At 38.8% G+C, this 18,128-nt stretch carries 17 protein-coding genes; 6 read left to right on the top strand and 11 right to left on the bottom strand.

Annotated features, from left to right (window positions below; genetic code table 11):
* Positions 1 to 3: 3 nt before the first annotated feature.
* Together ppnN and AC0VZ5_RS16380 are read right to left on the bottom strand one after the other, a co-directional pair.
* Positions 4 to 1,347 carry a nucleotide 5'-monophosphate nucleosidase PpnN gene (gene ppnN / locus AC0VZ5_RS16385; protein ID WP_198522625.1) on the bottom strand — a complete coding sequence of 448 codons (1,344 nt, stop codon included), beginning with the start codon at positions 1,345 to 1,347 and terminating at the stop codon, positions 4 to 6.
* Between the two features lie 77 nt (positions 1,348 to 1,424).
* Positions 1,425 to 2,933, bottom strand: coding sequence for a GGDEF domain-containing protein (locus AC0VZ5_RS16380; protein WP_290168043.1), 1,509 nt, complete (start codon positions 2,931 to 2,933; stop codon positions 1,425 to 1,427).
* A gap of 225 nt (positions 2,934 to 3,158) precedes the next feature.
* On the opposite strand from AC0VZ5_RS16380, the gene AC0VZ5_RS16375 reads away from it, so the two are divergent.
* Both AC0VZ5_RS16375 and AC0VZ5_RS16370 read left to right on the top strand, forming a co-directional pair.
* Positions 3,159 to 4,949, top strand: a complete 1,791-nt coding sequence (locus tag AC0VZ5_RS16375; RefSeq protein ID WP_178957150.1) for a M61 family metallopeptidase — start codon at positions 3,159 to 3,161, stop codon at positions 4,947 to 4,949.
* 160 nt (positions 4,950 to 5,109) lie between these two features.
* Complete coding sequence (locus tag AC0VZ5_RS16370; protein WP_475474982.1) at positions 5,110 to 7,281, top strand: S46 family peptidase; 2,172 nt, start codon at positions 5,110 to 5,112, stop codon at positions 7,279 to 7,281.
* A gap of 331 nt (positions 7,282 to 7,612) precedes the next feature.
* Here AC0VZ5_RS16370 and AC0VZ5_RS16365 read toward each other — a convergent pair whose 3' ends face one another.
* Positions 7,613 to 8,506 (bottom strand): response regulator, encoded by an 894-nt coding sequence (locus AC0VZ5_RS16365; protein WP_075170202.1) that lies wholly within the window; start codon positions 8,504 to 8,506, stop codon positions 7,613 to 7,615.
* 98 nt (positions 8,507 to 8,604) lie between these two features.
* Here AC0VZ5_RS16365 and AC0VZ5_RS16360 point away from each other — a divergent pair, with 98 nt between their 5' ends.
* Positions 8,605 to 9,405: a chromosome partitioning protein ParA gene (locus AC0VZ5_RS16360; protein ID WP_475474981.1), complete on the top strand. Its 801-nt coding sequence runs from the start codon at positions 8,605 to 8,607 to the stop codon at positions 9,403 to 9,405.
* Between the two features lie 204 nt (positions 9,406 to 9,609).
* On the opposite strand, the gene AC0VZ5_RS16355 is transcribed toward AC0VZ5_RS16360, so the two are convergent.
* A complete protein-coding gene (locus AC0VZ5_RS16355) occupies positions 9,610 to 10,521 on the bottom strand; it encodes a LysR family transcriptional regulator (protein WP_138607997.1) in 912 nt (303 codons plus the stop codon).
* 155 nt (positions 10,522 to 10,676) lie between these two features.
* Between AC0VZ5_RS16355 and AC0VZ5_RS16350 the strand changes: the two genes are divergently transcribed.
* The 3 genes from AC0VZ5_RS16350 to AC0VZ5_RS16340 are packed head-to-tail and all read left to right on the top strand — an operon-like array spanning position 10,677 to position 13,379.
* On the top strand, positions 10,677 to 11,666 hold the full coding sequence (locus AC0VZ5_RS16350; RefSeq protein ID WP_475474980.1) for a zinc-dependent alcohol dehydrogenase family protein: 990 nt from the start codon (positions 10,677 to 10,679) through the stop codon (positions 11,664 to 11,666).
* Between the two features lie 2 nt (positions 11,667 to 11,668).
* Positions 11,669 to 12,493: an SDR family NAD(P)-dependent oxidoreductase gene (locus tag AC0VZ5_RS16345; RefSeq protein WP_475474979.1), complete on the top strand. Its 825-nt coding sequence runs from the start codon at positions 11,669 to 11,671 to the stop codon at positions 12,491 to 12,493.
* 49 nt (positions 12,494 to 12,542) lie between these two features.
* On the top strand, positions 12,543 to 13,379 hold the full coding sequence (locus AC0VZ5_RS16340; RefSeq protein WP_475474978.1) for a DUF4437 domain-containing protein: 837 nt from the start codon (positions 12,543 to 12,545) through the stop codon (positions 13,377 to 13,379).
* A gap of 147 nt (positions 13,380 to 13,526) precedes the next feature.
* Here AC0VZ5_RS16340 and AC0VZ5_RS16335 read toward each other — a convergent pair whose 3' ends face one another.
* From AC0VZ5_RS16335 to AC0VZ5_RS16305, 7 genes are all read right to left on the bottom strand, one after another.
* Positions 13,527 to 14,498: a hypothetical protein gene (locus AC0VZ5_RS16335; RefSeq protein ID WP_475474977.1), complete on the bottom strand. Its 972-nt coding sequence runs from the start codon at positions 14,496 to 14,498 to the stop codon at positions 13,527 to 13,529.
* 74 nt (positions 14,499 to 14,572) lie between these two features.
* On the bottom strand, positions 14,573 to 14,842 hold the full coding sequence (locus AC0VZ5_RS16330) for a hypothetical protein (protein WP_475474976.1): 270 nt from the start codon (positions 14,840 to 14,842) through the stop codon (positions 14,573 to 14,575).
* A 134-nt stretch (positions 14,843 to 14,976) separates the two neighbouring features.
* Positions 14,977 to 15,513, bottom strand: a complete 537-nt coding sequence (locus AC0VZ5_RS16325) for a DUF7010 family protein (protein ID WP_138608006.1) — start codon at positions 15,511 to 15,513, stop codon at positions 14,977 to 14,979.
* Between the two features lie 122 nt (positions 15,514 to 15,635).
* Positions 15,636 to 16,628, bottom strand: coding sequence for a hypothetical protein (locus tag AC0VZ5_RS16320; RefSeq protein WP_475474975.1), 993 nt, complete (start codon positions 16,626 to 16,628; stop codon positions 15,636 to 15,638).
* 85 nt (positions 16,629 to 16,713) lie between these two features.
* The gene (locus AC0VZ5_RS16315) at positions 16,714 to 17,007 is read right to left on the bottom strand and encodes a hypothetical protein (protein WP_178957145.1); all 294 of its coding nucleotides are present in this window, start codon (positions 17,005 to 17,007) and stop codon (positions 16,714 to 16,716) included.
* Between the two features lie 64 nt (positions 17,008 to 17,071).
* The gene (locus AC0VZ5_RS16310) at positions 17,072 to 17,467 is read right to left on the bottom strand and encodes a hypothetical protein (protein ID WP_178957144.1); all 396 of its coding nucleotides are present in this window, start codon (positions 17,465 to 17,467) and stop codon (positions 17,072 to 17,074) included.
* Positions 17,468 to 17,570: 103 nt separating this feature from the next.
* Positions 17,571 to 18,128 (bottom strand): GNAT family N-acetyltransferase, encoded by a 558-nt coding sequence (locus AC0VZ5_RS16305; protein WP_475474974.1) that lies wholly within the window; start codon positions 18,126 to 18,128, stop codon positions 17,571 to 17,573.

The raw sequence follows: 18,128 nt of genomic DNA, 5'->3' as shown, positions 1-18,128 counted from the left end.
AACTCACGCTTTTATTGTATAACAAGGGATATACTTACTTCCGGGAAGTTTCATTCTACCTTGTTCTACAAACGCTTGTAAAAGTTTGTCCATTGCTTTCATTAAATCAGGCTCACCACTTAGTACATAGGGGCCATGCTCGTTAATTACATTTAAGCCTTCTTCTTTCACATTACCTGCAACAATTCCCGAAAACGCACGGCGTAAATTAGCTGCAAGCTGTTGTTTGGGCTGATCAAGATGTAAATCAAGTGACGCCATGGCTTCATGAGTTGGGTAAAAAGGCTGCTGAAAATCATTTTCTATTTTCAACGTCCAATTAAAGTAATAAGCATCGCCTTGGCTTTTACGATATTCGCGAACTCCGCTCATAGCCGATTTAAGCTTTTGGCTAACTAATTGAGGATCATCAATAATCACTTCAAATTTACTCAGTGCGGCATCGCCTAAAGTCATTTGAATAAACTTACAAAGCTCTTCAAAGTAAGCTTTGCTGTGTTTAGGGCCAGTTAAAATAACCGGTAAACATTGCTTTTCGTTTTCGGGGTGTAACAAAATACCTAATAAATATAGCAACTCTTCGGCTGTACCTGCGCCACCTGGAAAAATTATAATGGCATGTGCGGTACGAATAAATGCCTCAAGACGTTTTTCAATATCGGGTAAAATAACCAGTTCATTTACAATCGGATTGGGTGGCTCTGCCGCTATAATGCTTGGCTCAGTTAAACCTAAATAACGATTATTGGTAATACGTTGCTTTGCATGGCCAATGGTTGCGCCTTTCATTGGGCCTTTCATTGCACCAGGCCCACAGCCGGTACAAATATTTAACCCACGTAACCCCAGTTCATAGCCAACTTGTTTAGTGTATTTATATTCGACTTCGTTAATCGAATGGCCACCCCAACATACAATCATGTTAGGTTCGCTATTTACTTTAAGTGCGTCGGCATTTCTTAGCATGTCAAAAACCATGTGAGTAATGGCTTTTGTTTCCTGCAGGTTTTTTTCATACTTTTGGCAAATAAACAAAATATCGCGAATAACCGAAAATATGTGCTCATGTATACCCGTTACTATGTGGCCATCAACAAAGGCTGTTTGCGGAGGATTTTCTAATTCAATTTTTATACCGCGTTCACGGCTGACCAAGCGTATATCAAAATCTTTATGTTTATCGTAAATATCATTGCTTACATCGGTGTGGCTGCCTACATTAAGCACGGCCAATACACAGTTTCTAAATAGTCTGTAGCGTTCGCTGGTTGATGATTGCTCGAGTAAGTCTACTTCTAGCTGCGACAATAAGTCTAATACCCCTGTAGGGTTTAATTGTATTAGCATCGACATTCTCCTTGAAACTTCTTGGGTAAATTTACTGCGTAGTTATGCCTTATACTCAAAGGTAAAAGTGCATAACACTATTTACTAATACACAGACGATCCCGGCCTGAGTTTTTAGCATCGTATAGAGCTTCATCGGCTCTATCAAACGCTTTTAGAGGCGTATCACCCACTTCAAATTGGGTTGCGCCTAACGAAACGGTAATTTGAATTTGTTTGTCTTTAAATTTAAATGGGATCTTTTTAATCGACAGTCTTAATTTATTGAGATGCTCGACAGCGTTATCAAGTGATGTACGAGGCATTAATAACACAAACTCTTCGCCGCCATAACGGGCAATAAAGTCAGTTTGTCTAATCGATTTTTGCAGCGCTTTGGCAATCACTTGTAGGGTAATATCACCTGCTGTGTGACCAAAGCGATCGTTAATTGATTTGAAATGATCAACATCAATAACCACTAAGGTTATGTCTGACGGTTGTTCATTAAACAAATTAATTTCGTGATTGTAGCGTTCGTCAAAGGCTGCTCGATTAGGTAACTTGGTAAGGCTGTCGAGTAAACTTTTAAAGCGTTGTTCATTTAAACGTTTTTTATAATTACTAACTTTGTTTTCTAAACTGCCAATTCTATCGTTTATTTGTGCAAAGCTAGAAATTAAAATTTGGCGATCTTTTTGTTCCAGTTGTTCTTTTTCTAGAATGTCTGCACTCAATGAGCGTAACTCATTTTCAACCAATTGCTTTAATTCTGTAATTGATGTTGCTTTATTTGTTTGTGTATTTAAATTTTTTAATTTTTCACCAATTCGTTGATTAATTGATTCGAATTCAACATTCATAGATTCAGAATGTTCTCTGGTTGAAACCAATGAACTATGTAGCTCTCCAAGCGTTTGATTTAATGAAGTTAAAAAGCTTTGCGCTGACGCACGCTCAACTTGAATGCTTTGTACAATGAGTGTGATTACATCAATTGCTGCATCAAGAAGTTGGTCTACGGCTTTATTTTTAGCGATACGTTTTTTTATTAAATACAGCTCATCGTTGGCTTCTTCTTCAAGTACTAACTGACTAACTAATTTAAATAGCTTTTCAGTGAGAGCACTAAGATTTGGAGGCTTAAAGGTATCGTTGCTTTTAGCTATTAAAGCTTGATGATAAAAAGTGATCAGCTGATTTAAAACAGGTATAAAACCATGTACAGATTGAATATCGTCTAGCTCGTTATCGAGTAAGTGGCGCAGTGTTCTGCGGGTATCGTTAGGTAAACCTTTGGTTTGTTGTAATTGCTTACCTGCATTTTGTACACTGGTGAGAAGATCACGTTGATGTGCTAGTTGAATGGCTTCTTGGTTTTTTAGCAAAGCTAAAATATCATCCACCAAAGGAGCAAAGTCTTCATAACCCATTCCTTTGTTTAATGCGCTTCGAAACTTAGCTAGGCGGTTATCAAGCTCAGTATCAAGTCCCTTACAGCTTAAAGATAACTTAGCTGCAAAATTAGAAAGCGTACTCACTTGATGTTGGCGAGCACTTTCTACTACTTTTCTACTGTCGATTGCTTGCTTTAGTTTTTGTTCCACCGTATTGGAGCTCCTAGACACCTACACACCATTATCTTAATACCTTCATTGTTTTAGTTTACAACAAAAACATATTAATAGTAGGGATGAGATCAAAAACTTAATGTTTTTAATAACAAAATACGAGCGATCTTAAATATAAGTGCATTTACCGCTTTTAATTCACTTTTAAAATGGGTCTTGTTAACCTTGGTACAACAATACGTTATATAAAAAAGAGCCTTCATGAAAAAGCTACTTGCCTTATCAATTTTAGCTGCCTGTTCAGCACCAGTATTTGCCGACGTTAACTACGCTTTAAATATCTCTCAGCCAGAACATCATTTAGGTGATGTAAATGTAGAGTTTCCTAAAACGGCGCAGTCTTATTTAGATGTAAAATTGCCAGCATGGCGTACTGGTCGCTACGAAATTTTAAACCTTGCCAATGGCGTTCGCTATTTTAAAGCCAGCGACGATGAAGGTAATGCATTAAAGTGGGAAAAAATAGACCACAGCACATGGCGTGTTCATTTAAATGAGCCGACTCAAGTCAATGTTGATTACCAAGTGTATGCCAATGAGCTAGGTAAGCGCGCTCGTCATATTGACGACAGCCACGCGTTTGTTGACGCATCTGGCTTTTTTATGTTTAGCGAATCATTTCGCCAGGAGCCAGTTACGGTTGAATTAAACGTACCTAAAGCATGGCGCTCTGTGTCGGGTATGGAAAACTATAAGAATAAACACAGCTTTAAAGCCAGCGACTACGACGTGCTAGTTGATTCACCAATAGAAACCGGTGTTAATGAACTGCGTACTTTTGAAGTTGATGGCCGTGAGTACGAACTAGTAGTGTGGGGCGAAGGTAATTACGACATAGAACTGATGCTAACCGATTTAAAAAAGCTTGTAGCAACGGGCAATGTAATTTGGGACAGCTACCCGTATGAGCGTTATGTATTTATGGTACATGCTACATCGGGCGCGGGCGGCGCAACTGAACACTTAAATTCAACTATTATTCAACGCCCACGGGATCGCTTTGCTAAACGTGAAGACTATTTAGCTTTTATAAGCACAGCGGCACATGAATTTATTCATACTTGGAATGTAAAAGCGTACCGTCCTAAAGGGCTTGCGCCATACGACTATACCAATATTAATTATTCAAAACTGCTGTGGATTGCTGAAGGGTCTACCAGCTATTTTGAAGACCATTTATTAGTGCGCTCAGGCATTCAAACCACCGATGAGTTTTTTAAGAACTTCAGTAAAACCATTAATCGCCATCTCACAACCCCAGGGCGTGAAGTGCAAAGTGCTAGCGAAACCAGCTTTGATAAATGGATAAATCAAGGTGGCGATCATGCACGTAACTACGGCACTAATATTTACCTTGAAGGCTCGTTATTGTCGATGGCGTTAGATATCGACCTACTAGAAAAAAGCCAAGGTAAAATAAGCTATAAAAATGTACATAACGAACTTTATAAGCAGCATAAGCTACCAGCGGGTTTTACTGAGAAAGACGTATTAGCAATTTTAAAGCAGCTAACAGGGCGTGATTACAGTAATTGGTGGCAAGCAAATGTTAGCACACCAGCCAGCTTAGATTTTGATGAATTACTGGCAAAAGTAGGTTTGAGCTTTGAGCTGCCTGAAAAAGCCAAGGCTACACCAAGTTTAGATGCCTTTACTAAAAATACCGGTGAATTGCTCACCCTTACTCATGTACGTCGCGATGGTGCAGCATGGCAAGGTGGTTTAACCACCGACGATAAACTCGTTGCTATTAACAAAAAACATGTAGGGAAAGACTTAACCGCCAGCCTAGAAACCTTTAAAGCAGGGGACAAGGTAACTGTTGATTTTATTCGCCGTGACGCTTTGATGTCGACTGAGCTTGTGTTGTCTGAAGATTTCGACAAACCTAAAAAAGTAGTCGCTAATAAAAATGCCTCTGCTGAGCAAAAAGCGCTGTTTAAAGCATGGATGGGTGTAGCGCATCCAAATGATGTGAAAAAAGACGACTAACATCGTTTATCTTTTTGTTTAAAAAGGAGCTTAGGGTCACAAACCCTGAGCTCCTTTTTTGTTTATTGAGCGCTATATTGTAACAATTTATCTCAGCGCAGTTGACCTAACTCATACTTAATGAGTAATCTGCTGGTTCAATAATAAAAGGGATTCTATAATGCGTTTAAAACCTCTTGTTGCCACATTGGTAGCAACCTGTTCACTGGCACTTTCTTCTGCGGTCCATGCCGATGAAGGCATGTGGCAACCTCATCAATTACCAGAGCTCGAGTCAATATTAAAAGCAAAAGGGCTTGAAATTAGCGTTGATTCAATTTCAAAATTAACCGAATTTCCAATGAATGCGGTTATAAGCTTAGGCGGTTGTACAGCCTCGTTTGTTTCGCCAAAAGGCTTAGTTGTAACTAACCATCACTGTATTTATGGTTCGGTACAATATAATTCAACGCCTGAAAATAACATTTTAGAAAATGGCTTTTTAGCAAAAACACCGGCTGAAGATTTACCAGCTGCGCCAGGTTCACGTGTGTACGTAACCGAAACAGTGACCAACGTGACCGATAAAGTGATTAGCGGCACTAACGAGCTAAGCGCAAAAGCACGCTATGATGCGTTAGAAAAAAATCAAAAAGAACTCGTTGCACAGTGTGAAGCTGATGCTAGTTACCGTTGTAATGTGTATTCGTTTCATGGTGGTTTAGAGTTTTACCTGATTAAATCACTGGAAATTAAAGATGTACGTTTAGCGTATGCACCTGCCATGGGCGTAGGTAAATACGGTGGCGATATAGATAACTGGATGTGGCCGCGCCACACAGGCGATTTTGGTTTTTACCGCGCCTATGTAGGTAAAGATGGCAAGCCAGCAGAGTACAGCGAAGACAACATACCGTACGTGCCAGAGTCTTACTTAAGTGTAAGTGCTAAAGGCGTGCAAGAGGGCGACTTTGTTATGGTAACTGGCTACCCAGGGCGTACTAATCGCTACCGTATTGCCGCAGAGGTCGATTATGTTTTTAACGACAGTTACCCTAAAGCGCGCATGCACAATACTAAATACGTGTCACTAATTGAAGAAAACTCAGAAGATGGCAGCAAAGCCCGTATTGCTTACGAAAGCACCATAGCCGGTTACAACAACTACATCAAAAACTATGGTTCAATGATTGAAAGCTTCAAAAAAGGCACCATGTTTGAGCGTAAAAAACAGTTTGAACAGGAACTTACAAGCTGGATCAACAGCGATAGCGAGCGTAAACAGCGCTACGGGAATGTGCTTAATGAGTTATCGGCATTAGTAGCTCAATCGCAAGAGCACAGTGAGCGCGACCGTATGGTAGGCTATGTTCATCGTTCACAAATGATCAGCACGGCACGTCGTTTATACCGCTTAGCGGTTGAAAAACAAAAGCCAAATAGTGAGCGCGAATCAGGTTATCAAGAACGCGATTTACCGCGTATAAAATCTTCTCTTGAGCGTATGTCACGTCGCTTTGATGCCAATGTAGATAAAGCTATATTACTGCACTTTTTAGAGCAATATGCAGCATTACCTAAAGCAGAGCGATTTAGTGAAATTGATAAAGCTTTTGCTTTAGAAAACGGTTTTGATAAAGCAAAACAAAGTGCATTGCTAGATGAAATGTATGCCAAATCAACGCTTGATAACGAAATTGTACGTAATTCATTATTTGAACAAACACTAAGTCAGCTTAACCAAAGCCAAGACCCGTTCATGCAATATGCAAAAGCCATATTCACAGTAATGAAAGCTGAGGAAGATAAGTCAAAAGCCTTGGCAGGTAAGTTACAAGCTGCTCGCCCAGAGTTAATGAGTGCAATTATTGCCTTTAACAAAGCGCAAAACAAACCGGTTTACGCCGATGCAAACAGCACATTACGTGTAACTTACGGCACGGTAGGCGGGTATTCTCCGCAAGATGGATTAGTGGCTACGCCGTTTACCTCACTTGAAGGGTTACTGGCTAAAAACACCGATGTTGACCCATTTAATGCGCCTAAAAAGCTGCAAGAGCAAATTAAAGCGAAGCTTTATGGTGATTACACTGGTGGCATGAATACTGTTCCGGTTAACTTTTTATCAAATGTAGATACAACAGGCGGTAACTCAGGTTCGCCAACGCTTAACGGCAATGCCGAGCTGGTGGGTTTACTGTTTGACGGTGTGTACGAAAGCATTATTGGTGATTGGGATTACAACCCAGAACTAAACCGCTCAATTCATGTAGATTCGCGCTACATGCTGTGGGTAATGGATAAAGTAGATAACGCCCAAAACCTATTAGACGAAATGAAAATCGTAAAATAAGTAGCAGTTAAAATAACAAAAGGCGCTTACCTTAACCGGAAGCGCCTTTTTTGTTTAAACATGTTTGGATTAATTTAACTTAAGCTACGGGCTACGGGCTACGGGCTACGGGCTACGAGGTTCGGGGGAGCTAATATTTAACTTTTCACTGACACTCGGCTTTGTGTGATGGTTTTGGTTTCTCATTTTCAGCTCATTGTCTTCTCTATGTTCAAATAGCTTTTAATGAATTATGCACAAAGAGGGGGAAGAGACGCTGCGCTTTTGTAGGAGCAGGGTGTTTTTAAATTTAAACTTCTTTGATAAAAGTAAATACGTTACGCTTAATTTACTAAATGCCAACTAGCATAATTTTACCTTGTGCCATGCCCTCAAGCTGGCAGCTAAAATCAATGCGCTTTTCAGCAGGTGTTTTATACAGCAAAGTGAGCTTACGAAAAGGCGTGGTAATCACTTTGACCGTTTTGATTTGTAAACTAACGCGTGTTCGCTTGTCTAAAAAGGCAAAAGCCGTTTCCGTTAATGCTTTTTTACATGCGCTTAATGCTGTATTTGTTACAACGCCAGATAATATTGAGTTACTAATATCTTCAGCCGACAAGCTACTATAACCACTTGCCATTACACAGGCGGCATAAATATCAAGTATGGCAATAGCGCGTACTTTTTGACTTTTAGGATCCTCATAAACAGCCATTACACAGGGTACTTTAGATTCATCGAATACCTGCGGTTGAATTGTGTTTACGATTAAAGACTGACTTATATGTTTATGAAACAACCGTTCTAATTGCGACAGCTTTGGTAACGCTAAATCATCATTTAATTCAATTTCATCAGGAATGACTTCGTTATTTTCTACAAGTTGCACCAGAGGTAATAATTTATCGTGAAGTTGTTCATCAGTAAAAGGTTTTGATAGAACAAAAGATGCGCCAAAGCTAATGGCTTCTTCAATTTGAGACTTTTCATCAACAGTGGTTAGCATTGCTACTATTATATTAAGTTGTCTTTGCTTTATTGCACGTAATAGCGTCACTCCACACATATCAGGCATATGCCAGTCTGTAAGCACAATATCGGGGTGCCAACTACCAATCAGCGTTAACGCTGATTTAGCATTGTTGGCTTTTTCTATTAATAACTTCCGATAGCCAAACTTTTCCAACCCTCGGCGTACTATTTCAAGTGTTGCATGGCTATCATCCACGATAAGTATTTTCACACAGGTAACTTTTTTTTAAATGTTGTTGTTATTATGGCAGATTTTTTTGACAGCGCTAAACTCTAGTAAATAAACACTTAATTTAAGATAACTAAATAATGCCATATGCCGTATTTCCGCCAGAGGTTTATCATTATATTGCTATAAATTTTGGGCTACTTATTTTAGCCGCGTGGTTTTATATTCTTTTACTGATACTCAGGGAGTTTCGGGCATTTGCACTTAGTATGGTCAAAACTAATGGAAACATGGATGATGCGACGTTAGCTATGTGCAGAGAGTCTGTTGAAAATGCCATGAGTTATGTTAACGATAATCGAAAAACTATCGCTGAGTTAATCAGTGTACAAATGCTATTACAACAGCAATTAACTGAGGTAACTTCATCAACCAAAGATCATGTTACCGAAAAAGAACAACAGCTAATCGATGATCTCAATAAAAAATTAAAACGCTCGCATAAGCTCATTCGCAAACTTAAAGGGGATTTGGATAAAAGTGTTGAAAAATTAAAAGTTACCCGTCAAAAACTCTATGCACAATATGATGCAGTGACTGTACTTCAAGAAGAAAAAGACCAGTTACAAGCAGATTATGAAGCGCTTAAAACCGCGAGCGAAAATAGTGATAAAACATCAAACGCAGATGCATCCTCAACGCCCGATCAAACAAAGTTACTTAACACTTTAAACGAATATAAAAGGCAAATTGCAGAGCAAGACCAACTATTACAGCAATTGCAGTTACAAACTGACGGGCCAGAAAGTAGTGAAGAGCTTGACACATTAAAACAAGAGCTAGAAAAAACCCAGTACGCACTTAAGCACCTTACAAAAGAAAAAAAATTCATTGAGGGACGCTATTTAGAAATGATGAAAAATAGCCAAAAACCAAGCTAACTAACGACTTTTTTAGCCTGAGCGAGTAAACGTTATTACAGTGTTTTCTGCTCATTCACTTCTCTTTGTGAAATAAGGTATTTAGTGATTTATGAACGAAGAGAGCACAGAGACGCTGCGCTTTTAGAGGAAGATATAAAACAAAACTGTTTTACTAACAGTGTAATTAGGCCTTCTGATAATTAACGTGCTAACTGTTTTGGGCTAGTTGGTTGACCATACCGGTGGAGAGCCTATTTTATCGACTAAAAAATCTATAAAGACTCTCACTTTAGGCGTTAACACATTCGACTTTGGATATACTAACCAAACCGCAGCCTCATCGTCGACGATATAGTCTGGGAGTACACGAACAAGAGTGCCTTTCTCCAGCTCTTTATAAATACTCCACAAAGAACTCATACAAATACCTGCCCCTGATTCAGCTGCAATACGCATAGCTGCACCATCATCACACATGATTCGACTCTGACTTGTTTGTGGAGGAAAGTAATAAGTTGAGAGGTTTTGTGATGAGGTTAACTTTTTTGATTTTGCATTCATAAATATGAGCAGTTGATGAGAATTCAAATCATCTGGGTGTTTCGGCGTGCCTCTGTTTTTTAGATACTCAGGTGAAGCACATAAAACACGGGTATCGTTTGCTAACTTTCGACCGATTAAGCTACTATCTTGCGCAGTATAGTTTCTTAACGCCAAATCAAATCCACCTTGGATTAAATTAACTTGTGTATCAGACAAGCTAAGCTCAACGTTTACTTTTGGGTATTTGTTTAAAAACTCGGGTAAAAACGGCGCAACAAATCTTTGAGCGAACGTGGAAGATGCAGCGAATCTCAAGGTGCCGCTCACTTCTGAACTACCTTTTCCGAGTGCAGAGAAAGCGGCGTCTTCCTGTGCTATGATTTCTTTTGCGTAGGGTAAAAACTCAGTGCCTTCAATGGATAAACTAACCCTTCGAGTAGAGCGGTGAAATAAATCAGCCCCTAATTGTACTTCTAATTTTGATAACCGCGCACTTGCAACAGAAGGAGCAAGTCCAAGCTGATCACCGGCAGCACTGATGTTAAGAAGTTCTGCAACCTTAATGAAAAGACGTATGCCATTGGTATCCATTATTATATCCAATATCGAAATACTGTTTCTATTTATACATCATTTATTACCATAATCAAAACTATTAGACTGTATTTAAAAGTCGAACAGCGTTTAATTTGTGTCACAAACACTTTAAGCGCCAAAGTGTCAGCTAACAACGAAAGGGCAATAAAATGAAAGCAATGATTGTAAACACATTCGGTTCAACAGATGTATTCGAGTTAAGTGAAATTGCAAAACCGCAAATAAAGCCACACCATGTTTTAGTGAGCATAAAAGCGACAAGTATCAACACTGTCGACACTATGATCAGACAGATGGGTCCTGAGCTACCGTTATCGCCAGCTGCACCTGCGCTCTTAGGTATGGATTTTGCTGGTGTTGTTGAAGACGTTGGTGAGGGCGTAACAACGTTTGCCAAAGGCGATGAAGTGTATGGTTGTGCTGGTGGTCTAGCCGATTTACCGGGAACATTAGCTGAATATATTGTTGCTGATGCTGATTTGCTTGCACTAAAGCCAAAAAATTTAACAATGCAAGAAAGTGCAGCACTACCTCTAGTGGGTATTACCGCTTATGAAGGCTTACAGCGAGCAGGCGTCAATAAAGGGCAAAAAGTTCTTGTGCATGGTGGCTCTGGTGGTGTTGGTCATATAGCAATCCAGCTGGCGAAACATTTTGGGGCAGACGTATACTCTACAGGCGGTGGTGAGTCGCAGTTGCAAATGATACAGACCCTTGGTGCTACCGGTATTAATTATAAGAATGAATCAGTCGCTCAATATGTTGATAAATATACTAATGGAAACGGTTTCGATATTGTTTTTGATTCTGTAGGCGGTGAGAATATGATTAACTCTTTTGAAGCAGCTGCTCTAAACGCTCATGTTGCTTCGACCGTTGCCATGGTTAATATTGATTTGTCTACCGCACATTTCAAAGGTCTGTCGTTGCATGTCGTATTTATGCTCATTCCTATGTTGCATAATAGTGGGCGAAAAGAGCACGGTCGTATTTTGGAAGCTATTGCTAAAATAGCAGAGTCAGGTGATTTGCGCCCAATAGTAGACAAAGAAACGTTTACCCTAGAGCAGGCATCGCAAGCCCATGCACACTTAGAAAGTGGTAAGGCGATGGGTAAAGTTGTGATAAAGGTAGCTTAACGTTGAAAACCATACTTATTACCGGTGCCACCGATGGCATCGGATTAGAAACTGCCAAACTAGCTGTATCTTTAGGTTGCCATGTTTTAATGCATGGCAGAAACCAAGAGAAACTTAACACGGCGATTGCTGATATAAAGCAAGCTGAAGCAAGTGCTAAGATTACTCCCTACTTGGCTGATCTTTCTAGTTTTACCGAGACCATGGCTTTAGGTAAAATCATTGCAAATAGTCATGAAACTATCGATGTTATTATTAACAATGCGGGTATATTTAAAACACCTAACCCTAAAACTGAAGATAAGTTAGATGTGCGCTTTGTCGTCAATACCTTTGCTCCGATACTACTAACCCAATTATTAGTAAACCATTTAGCAATTGATGGTCGAGTGGTAAACCTGTCGTCTGCTGCGCAAGCGCCTATTAATATTGAGGCAATGGCTGGTGTTACTTCAGTAAATGATGATTTTCAGGCCTATGCGCAAAGCAAATTAGCACTTACTATTTGGACGAGAGAGTTTTCAAAAACAATGCTGCCGTCACAGATTTGTGTTGCAGTTAACCCGGGATCCTTATTAGCCTCTAAAATGGTAAAAGAAGGTTTTGGAGTTTCAGGAAATGACATTGGCATTGGTGCAAAAATTTTAATGCAGGCAGCTTTATCAAACGAGTTTGCAAACGCCTCTGGACAGTACTTTGATAACGACTCAAAACAATTTACAGAGCCACACCCTTATGCGCTCGATGCAAATAACAGTGAACTGGTTATGACTTGTTTAGCATCAATTATTAGCAAATTTAGCGTCGATACGTTTGATAGAGCGTAAACAACTCAGGTTATTGAAATAGAGTTAAACGAATATAATGGAGCTTTAGATGAAAATTATTAGCAAACTGATCGTGCTTCTTTCACTGACGATAGTAACGAAGGTAACTGCAAATCAAGAGAATTTTCGTGTTGTATCTGCAGAAGAACTTAATTGGGGCTACTTAAACCCAGCCAGAGGTGACAAAGGTCCAAGCGCCGCAGACTTATGGGGAGATAGAACTAAAGATATGCCAGCGGGTATTCTTCTAAAATTTCCAAAGCGCTTTTCCTCACCCCCACATGTTCACAATATCTCCTACAGGGGCATTGTTATTGATGGAGAGCTTCATAACGATGACCCCAGTGCTGCCAATATGTGGCTACCAATCGGTTCATATTGGACTCAACCGGCAGGTGAAGTACACATCACGGCGGCGAATGACAAACAAAGCGTTGCTTTTATTGAAATAAATACTGGTCCATATCTGGTGAAGTCACCACAAAACGCGTTTGATAATGGTGAAAGACCTTTTAATATGCATACCAAAAATAGTGTTTGGTCAGATATAGTCGCTAAAGAGTCGATGACTAAAACGGGCGTCAAAATAACCTATTTGTGGGGTAGCCTTGAAGAAGGTGAATTTAGAGGTGCACTTCTCAAATTTCCACCAGGTGTATCAGCAGCACTGAGCAGTAAAGCAAATACACTGCACGCTGTATTAATCAAAGGAAAGATAGCCTATCAAACACAAAGTAGCTTAAAGACACTTAAACCCGGTAGTTATTTTGGTTCAAATGGCCTACATGCTCATCAACTTTCTTTCAACGATGATGATGAAAGCCTTATTTACGTGCGAAGTGATGGTGAATTCGACATTATATTAAACCCTAATTTATATCAATAAGTGCAAGGCGGTCGTTACTTGAAAGTTACGAAAGCCTTGGATAAACACAAGTCATTTTAATATTAGAATTTACTGAGTCAGCGTTGTTCAAATGCACTAGCTCAGTATGAGTTGGTAGTCGTTATGGTTATATTACCTATGGTCTGATCATTCATAAGGGTAAAGACTGCCATTTTGATAAATGTTTGCCAGCCAGTTATTTACAATAGTGTTGGCTTCACTGAGTTCAGTCTGTGAAAGCTGAGGGTATTGCCGTTGCTCAAACCATGCATAACGATTATATAGTTCACCGTTTTCCGTTATTTCCATCATTAGGCGATTTAATGCGTACGACTTTGCTAAGCTATTACCGCTGATTTGTTGCGAATGATACAAAGCCGACAATTTCATTAACGCCTTTTCACTGCCATGCTTGGCTGCTTGCTCTAAAAAAGCGATTTTTTGTAGTTTGAATGCATCGCGTTTTTTAATGTACTCCTCTCTGTTTTGTGTTTTAAAACCTTGTGATTGCATATAAAACTCTGCTGTTATATCAGCAAATGTTTGTTGCGCTGCAACAGATCCGTTTTGCGCTGCATCATAAAAATATAAATAAAACTCACGACGTTGATCCTGATTAATTCCACTACAGTAATCAAATTTTTCTAACGTAGCATCAATTGCTTCACCTGCATAGGTATAATCAGCTATGGCTTCTAGCTTTGCTTGTAAGGCAAAATCATCAATAGGGGCAGTAAAGCAATATCTTAAATTGGCTGCAACAATATACTTTGCGTCAATATCGCCTTTGTCAGCCTTATTTTTTAAGTGCGCTAAATGTGTTTTTAGTTGCCCTTGTTGTTTCCAGCGTGGAATGGCCATTACAGCAAGTTGGTTATTTTGATCTTGTATGCCTTTTTCTATAGGGGCGATAGTGTTTTTATCGGATAAATCATCGAGTGTTTCTTGTTTTAAACTAAGGGGGGGAGCTGCTTTTAATGTATTTGGTTCCTTTACCACTGAGTTGAGAGGTGAAGAGTGCGATAATCGGCCACTGCTATAACTTAGTGCAATCAAAAGTAATATTAAGGCTAAGCATAGGTAAAGCAAAACACCTAGAGTTTTATTATTTATTTTCAAAGGCTTGGTACCATTTATTTACGTTAAGTTAAAACAGATTAAATTCTTATTATTCTAAGTTAGCATGTTAGTTATTAAATAACTTCATCTTCATTAGCTGGATCACCACTTTCATCTTCGCTTTTAATTTGTTTTTGCTTCATTCTTTCAATTTGTTTTATTTCTTGAGGAGGAATAGGGTAGATTGATATTAATGGAAAAAAAGCTAAAAAGACCAATGCCCCCTTTGGCATTTTTTTGCTCCAAGTAACTAACTTAAACATTCCCTGAAAAACGACTAAGGCGAGTAACATTCCACCTAAATAATAAAATACTTCAATATCAATAGCGTTGAGTAAATCCATTTATCACTCCATCTTGTTATAGTAACTCAATGGGGAGAGTACTGATGATATTCAAGAGTTAAATGAGTTTTGGTACTCATTTACTACTAATTGCCTTCTCTATGTTCAAATGATTTTAAGGACATTGTCAGAGTTTAGGTGTTTGTCATATCCCTGGTTAACATTTGATAAATACTTATTATATAAGTTAAAACGATAACGCATGAGATAGCTAAGATACTACTGTTAGGAAATAAATACCAAGCGGCTACAATTAAAATACTTCTTAACACAGCATGAATTAAGCCAACAGGATGTTTAACGATCCAAGAATATACTACCCAATGAAGTCCTAAGCCAACGCCTAAACTCAAAGGAACAAATTCAGGTGCATTTAAAAGTAATGGAATATGGACAGCCCAAAGAAGATTAACCATCACTATGCATAAACCCATTAGTTTTGCTAAAGGGTTGGATGAGGAAACTAAGTTCTCTTTTCTAAATTTAGCAATTAATAAAGCTATAGGAAAAATCCCGCCTGTTGCAAAGAGTAAAATATATATAGAAACATTTGCGCTAAATAGTGTACTTAGAAATCCAACTAAACCCCAAATTATGGTTCCAGCAACCGGCATTGAAATAGATCTGTTTGAAGATTGTTCAAATTCTTTTCTGTATTCATCTAATGTCAAAATACTCTCTCCTTGCTTGAGTAATGCTCAGACTTACTGAAGCACATAACTTCCAATATGAGCGTATACACGTGTGAAAAAACAGCGAAGCTGCGCACGTGCTTGTGACCCAGCGAGCGTTGTTATACCGCGATTTTTGCACGATTAACGGTGGTGATAAAAGCTTCTGGCGAATTTACACCTAAATATATTTTTGTTTTTCCATTTATAGGAGAACAGAGTTTGATAGCAACATTAGGAACACCAAAGTAGTTAAATCGTTTTACGTTGCGCGAACGTTTCACAAACGAATTATTTAGACTTATTTCAGATACGTTCTTTAATGGTATGGTTAAAGGCGCATAAAGTCCGTAACGAATGATTAAGTTTATCCCATGGATTGAAATGGGGCGTTTACCAACGGCTTTGTATTCGGCTAAGAAAAATATAAGTCCGAACAACGTAAGTCCTGTTGTGATATTTGCGGCGATGCTTGACCATAAAAAATGAAGGAGTAAGTGGGCAAGTGGAATTTCGATAATAATAAGGAGTATAAAGCCAAATAGGTTACTCTGAGCACCATCTTTTTTATCGTAGAAAAAATGCTGATCGCCACGATATGCGCTACTTTTTATTTGGGATGCAAAAAGTGCAAAGCTCCAGGCGCGCCCTTCAATTGACAGAATTGAGCTGAACAGCGATGAGCCGAAAATTTTCTCGATAGGATTAGCTACGGCTAAATCTGGATCTTCTTTGTTCACAAGTGAAGCGTGGACAGCTAAACATACAGTAACTAATGCTGTGACTTCCAAAACAAGAATGATGGCTAAGACAAAATAACGGCCACTTTCGAGAAAATGAAAAATAACTTTATTTTGTTCGGGAATGATAAGGCTTCCTATGAACACAGAAGTACAACATAAAATAGCCGTTTTCAAAAGAGCTTTTTGTTTATCGGATTCGCAAAGAAAGCACAAAATTGGAAGTACCAAGAGTGTGTCGAGCATAAATAGCCACTCATATTTAGCATTTCCATATTCGTTAAGCGCATTTGACGATGCGTAATAATACCACCACCAAATCGATATAATAGTTAAAAACGCCAGTGGAATTTTGCTTTTTATGTTCGGTTTCATGACACCCTTTAAGCGGTTAAAGAAAGCTGGCTATACTTGAGCGAAGCGAACAGCCAGCTTTTTGTGTCCACCCTGAAAACCCTTGTTATGTGTTGGACTCTTCGCTAGTACTCATTAGAACCAAGCGGAACTCACCAAAGTTTTTACCAAGAATAAGCTTTAATGGAATGATTGAAATTCCTAGGCCTATTAAGAAGCCAATAGGTTGAACAATTAACTTAATCGTATCAGTAGAGGCACCAAGCATACCTAGAATAAAACCTAAAACACCACCGACAATAGCGCCAATAACAACAGCTCCAATAATTGCTATGATGTTACGCCAAATATATGACCACCAAATTCGAGCGGCTCGTTTCCATGTTATTTCTAATTCCATTTAATACTCCTTAGTTTGATTGAGATTGACACATAACGCTTCATTAATGGGCAAAAATCAACTGTTATTTGTCCCTGTTTAATGACTTATTAGGGGTAATTACCACCTTAAGTAACCATGCTAAAAATATTGCCATAAAAATAGCAAAGTAGTCGATTAAATACCCTTGACCATTTGAGAAATCACCAAAGGGAAAGGAAATTGTTATAGGAGCAATATGTGGAATTAAGCTATCACTTCCAACACTCCGAATACTCTGAAAAAGAAATAAGATCACAGAAACTAATATTCCAGTACGGCTTCTTATAAAAGTACCATATGCACCATAAGCCGGTATTAATACATAAAGTACGGAACAAATGATCAACCTTTCAATATTCTCAAAGTCTGAAAATATAGTCACTCCCAAACCTATCAATGTAAATAAGGCCAGAATTGAACTAGCAACTTTGAATTTCACTTTACTCCTAAGGCCTTACTAATGGGCGCAAAAATGCTTGGCTAAACTCTGTAGCTTAGCGGAACCGAGCAAACGGTTAGCAGTCCCATGCTTAATGCGCTTGCTATATTTCACGGTACTCGGACTGAATTAAACCAAAGCATTTAAGGTCGTGAAACTGGTTTTTCCAGTAACCACTTTGGCGTCTTACACCTTCCTCTTTGAAACCAACCTTTAGAAGTAGTGATTCAGATGCTAAGTTCCCCGGAACAGTATCTCCTTGTATTCGGTTAAGTTTACCGCAAGATAGCTCACCTAAAAATGCAGCTTTAACTATTCGATGGACTGCTTCAGTGGTCAAACCCATACCCCAATACTGAGGCAATAAATCATACCCAAGTACGGCACTTTTCATTTTTGGACTCCAAGTATTAAAGCCACAAGTTCCGATAAATTTATCTGTTTCTTTTAGGCGAATAGCCCAACGAATACCAGAGTTTTCATTAAAGCGAGAGTTAAAGAGCTCTATTAAGTTGCTCGCTTGTGATAGTTCAGTGAAAGCTTCCAGATCATAGTATTCGACAACTGAATTGTCAGAGAATAACTCAAATAAGCTATTTGAGTCTTCTTTGGATAATTTATCTAACCTTAAGCGATTTGTCTCTAAAACTGGAAATGACAA

The organism is Pseudoalteromonas sp. QJM3NY_12, assembly GCF_056173165.1.
Note: the sequence above shows the minus strand (reverse complement) of the source record. Positions and strands in the feature narration are given on the sequence as shown.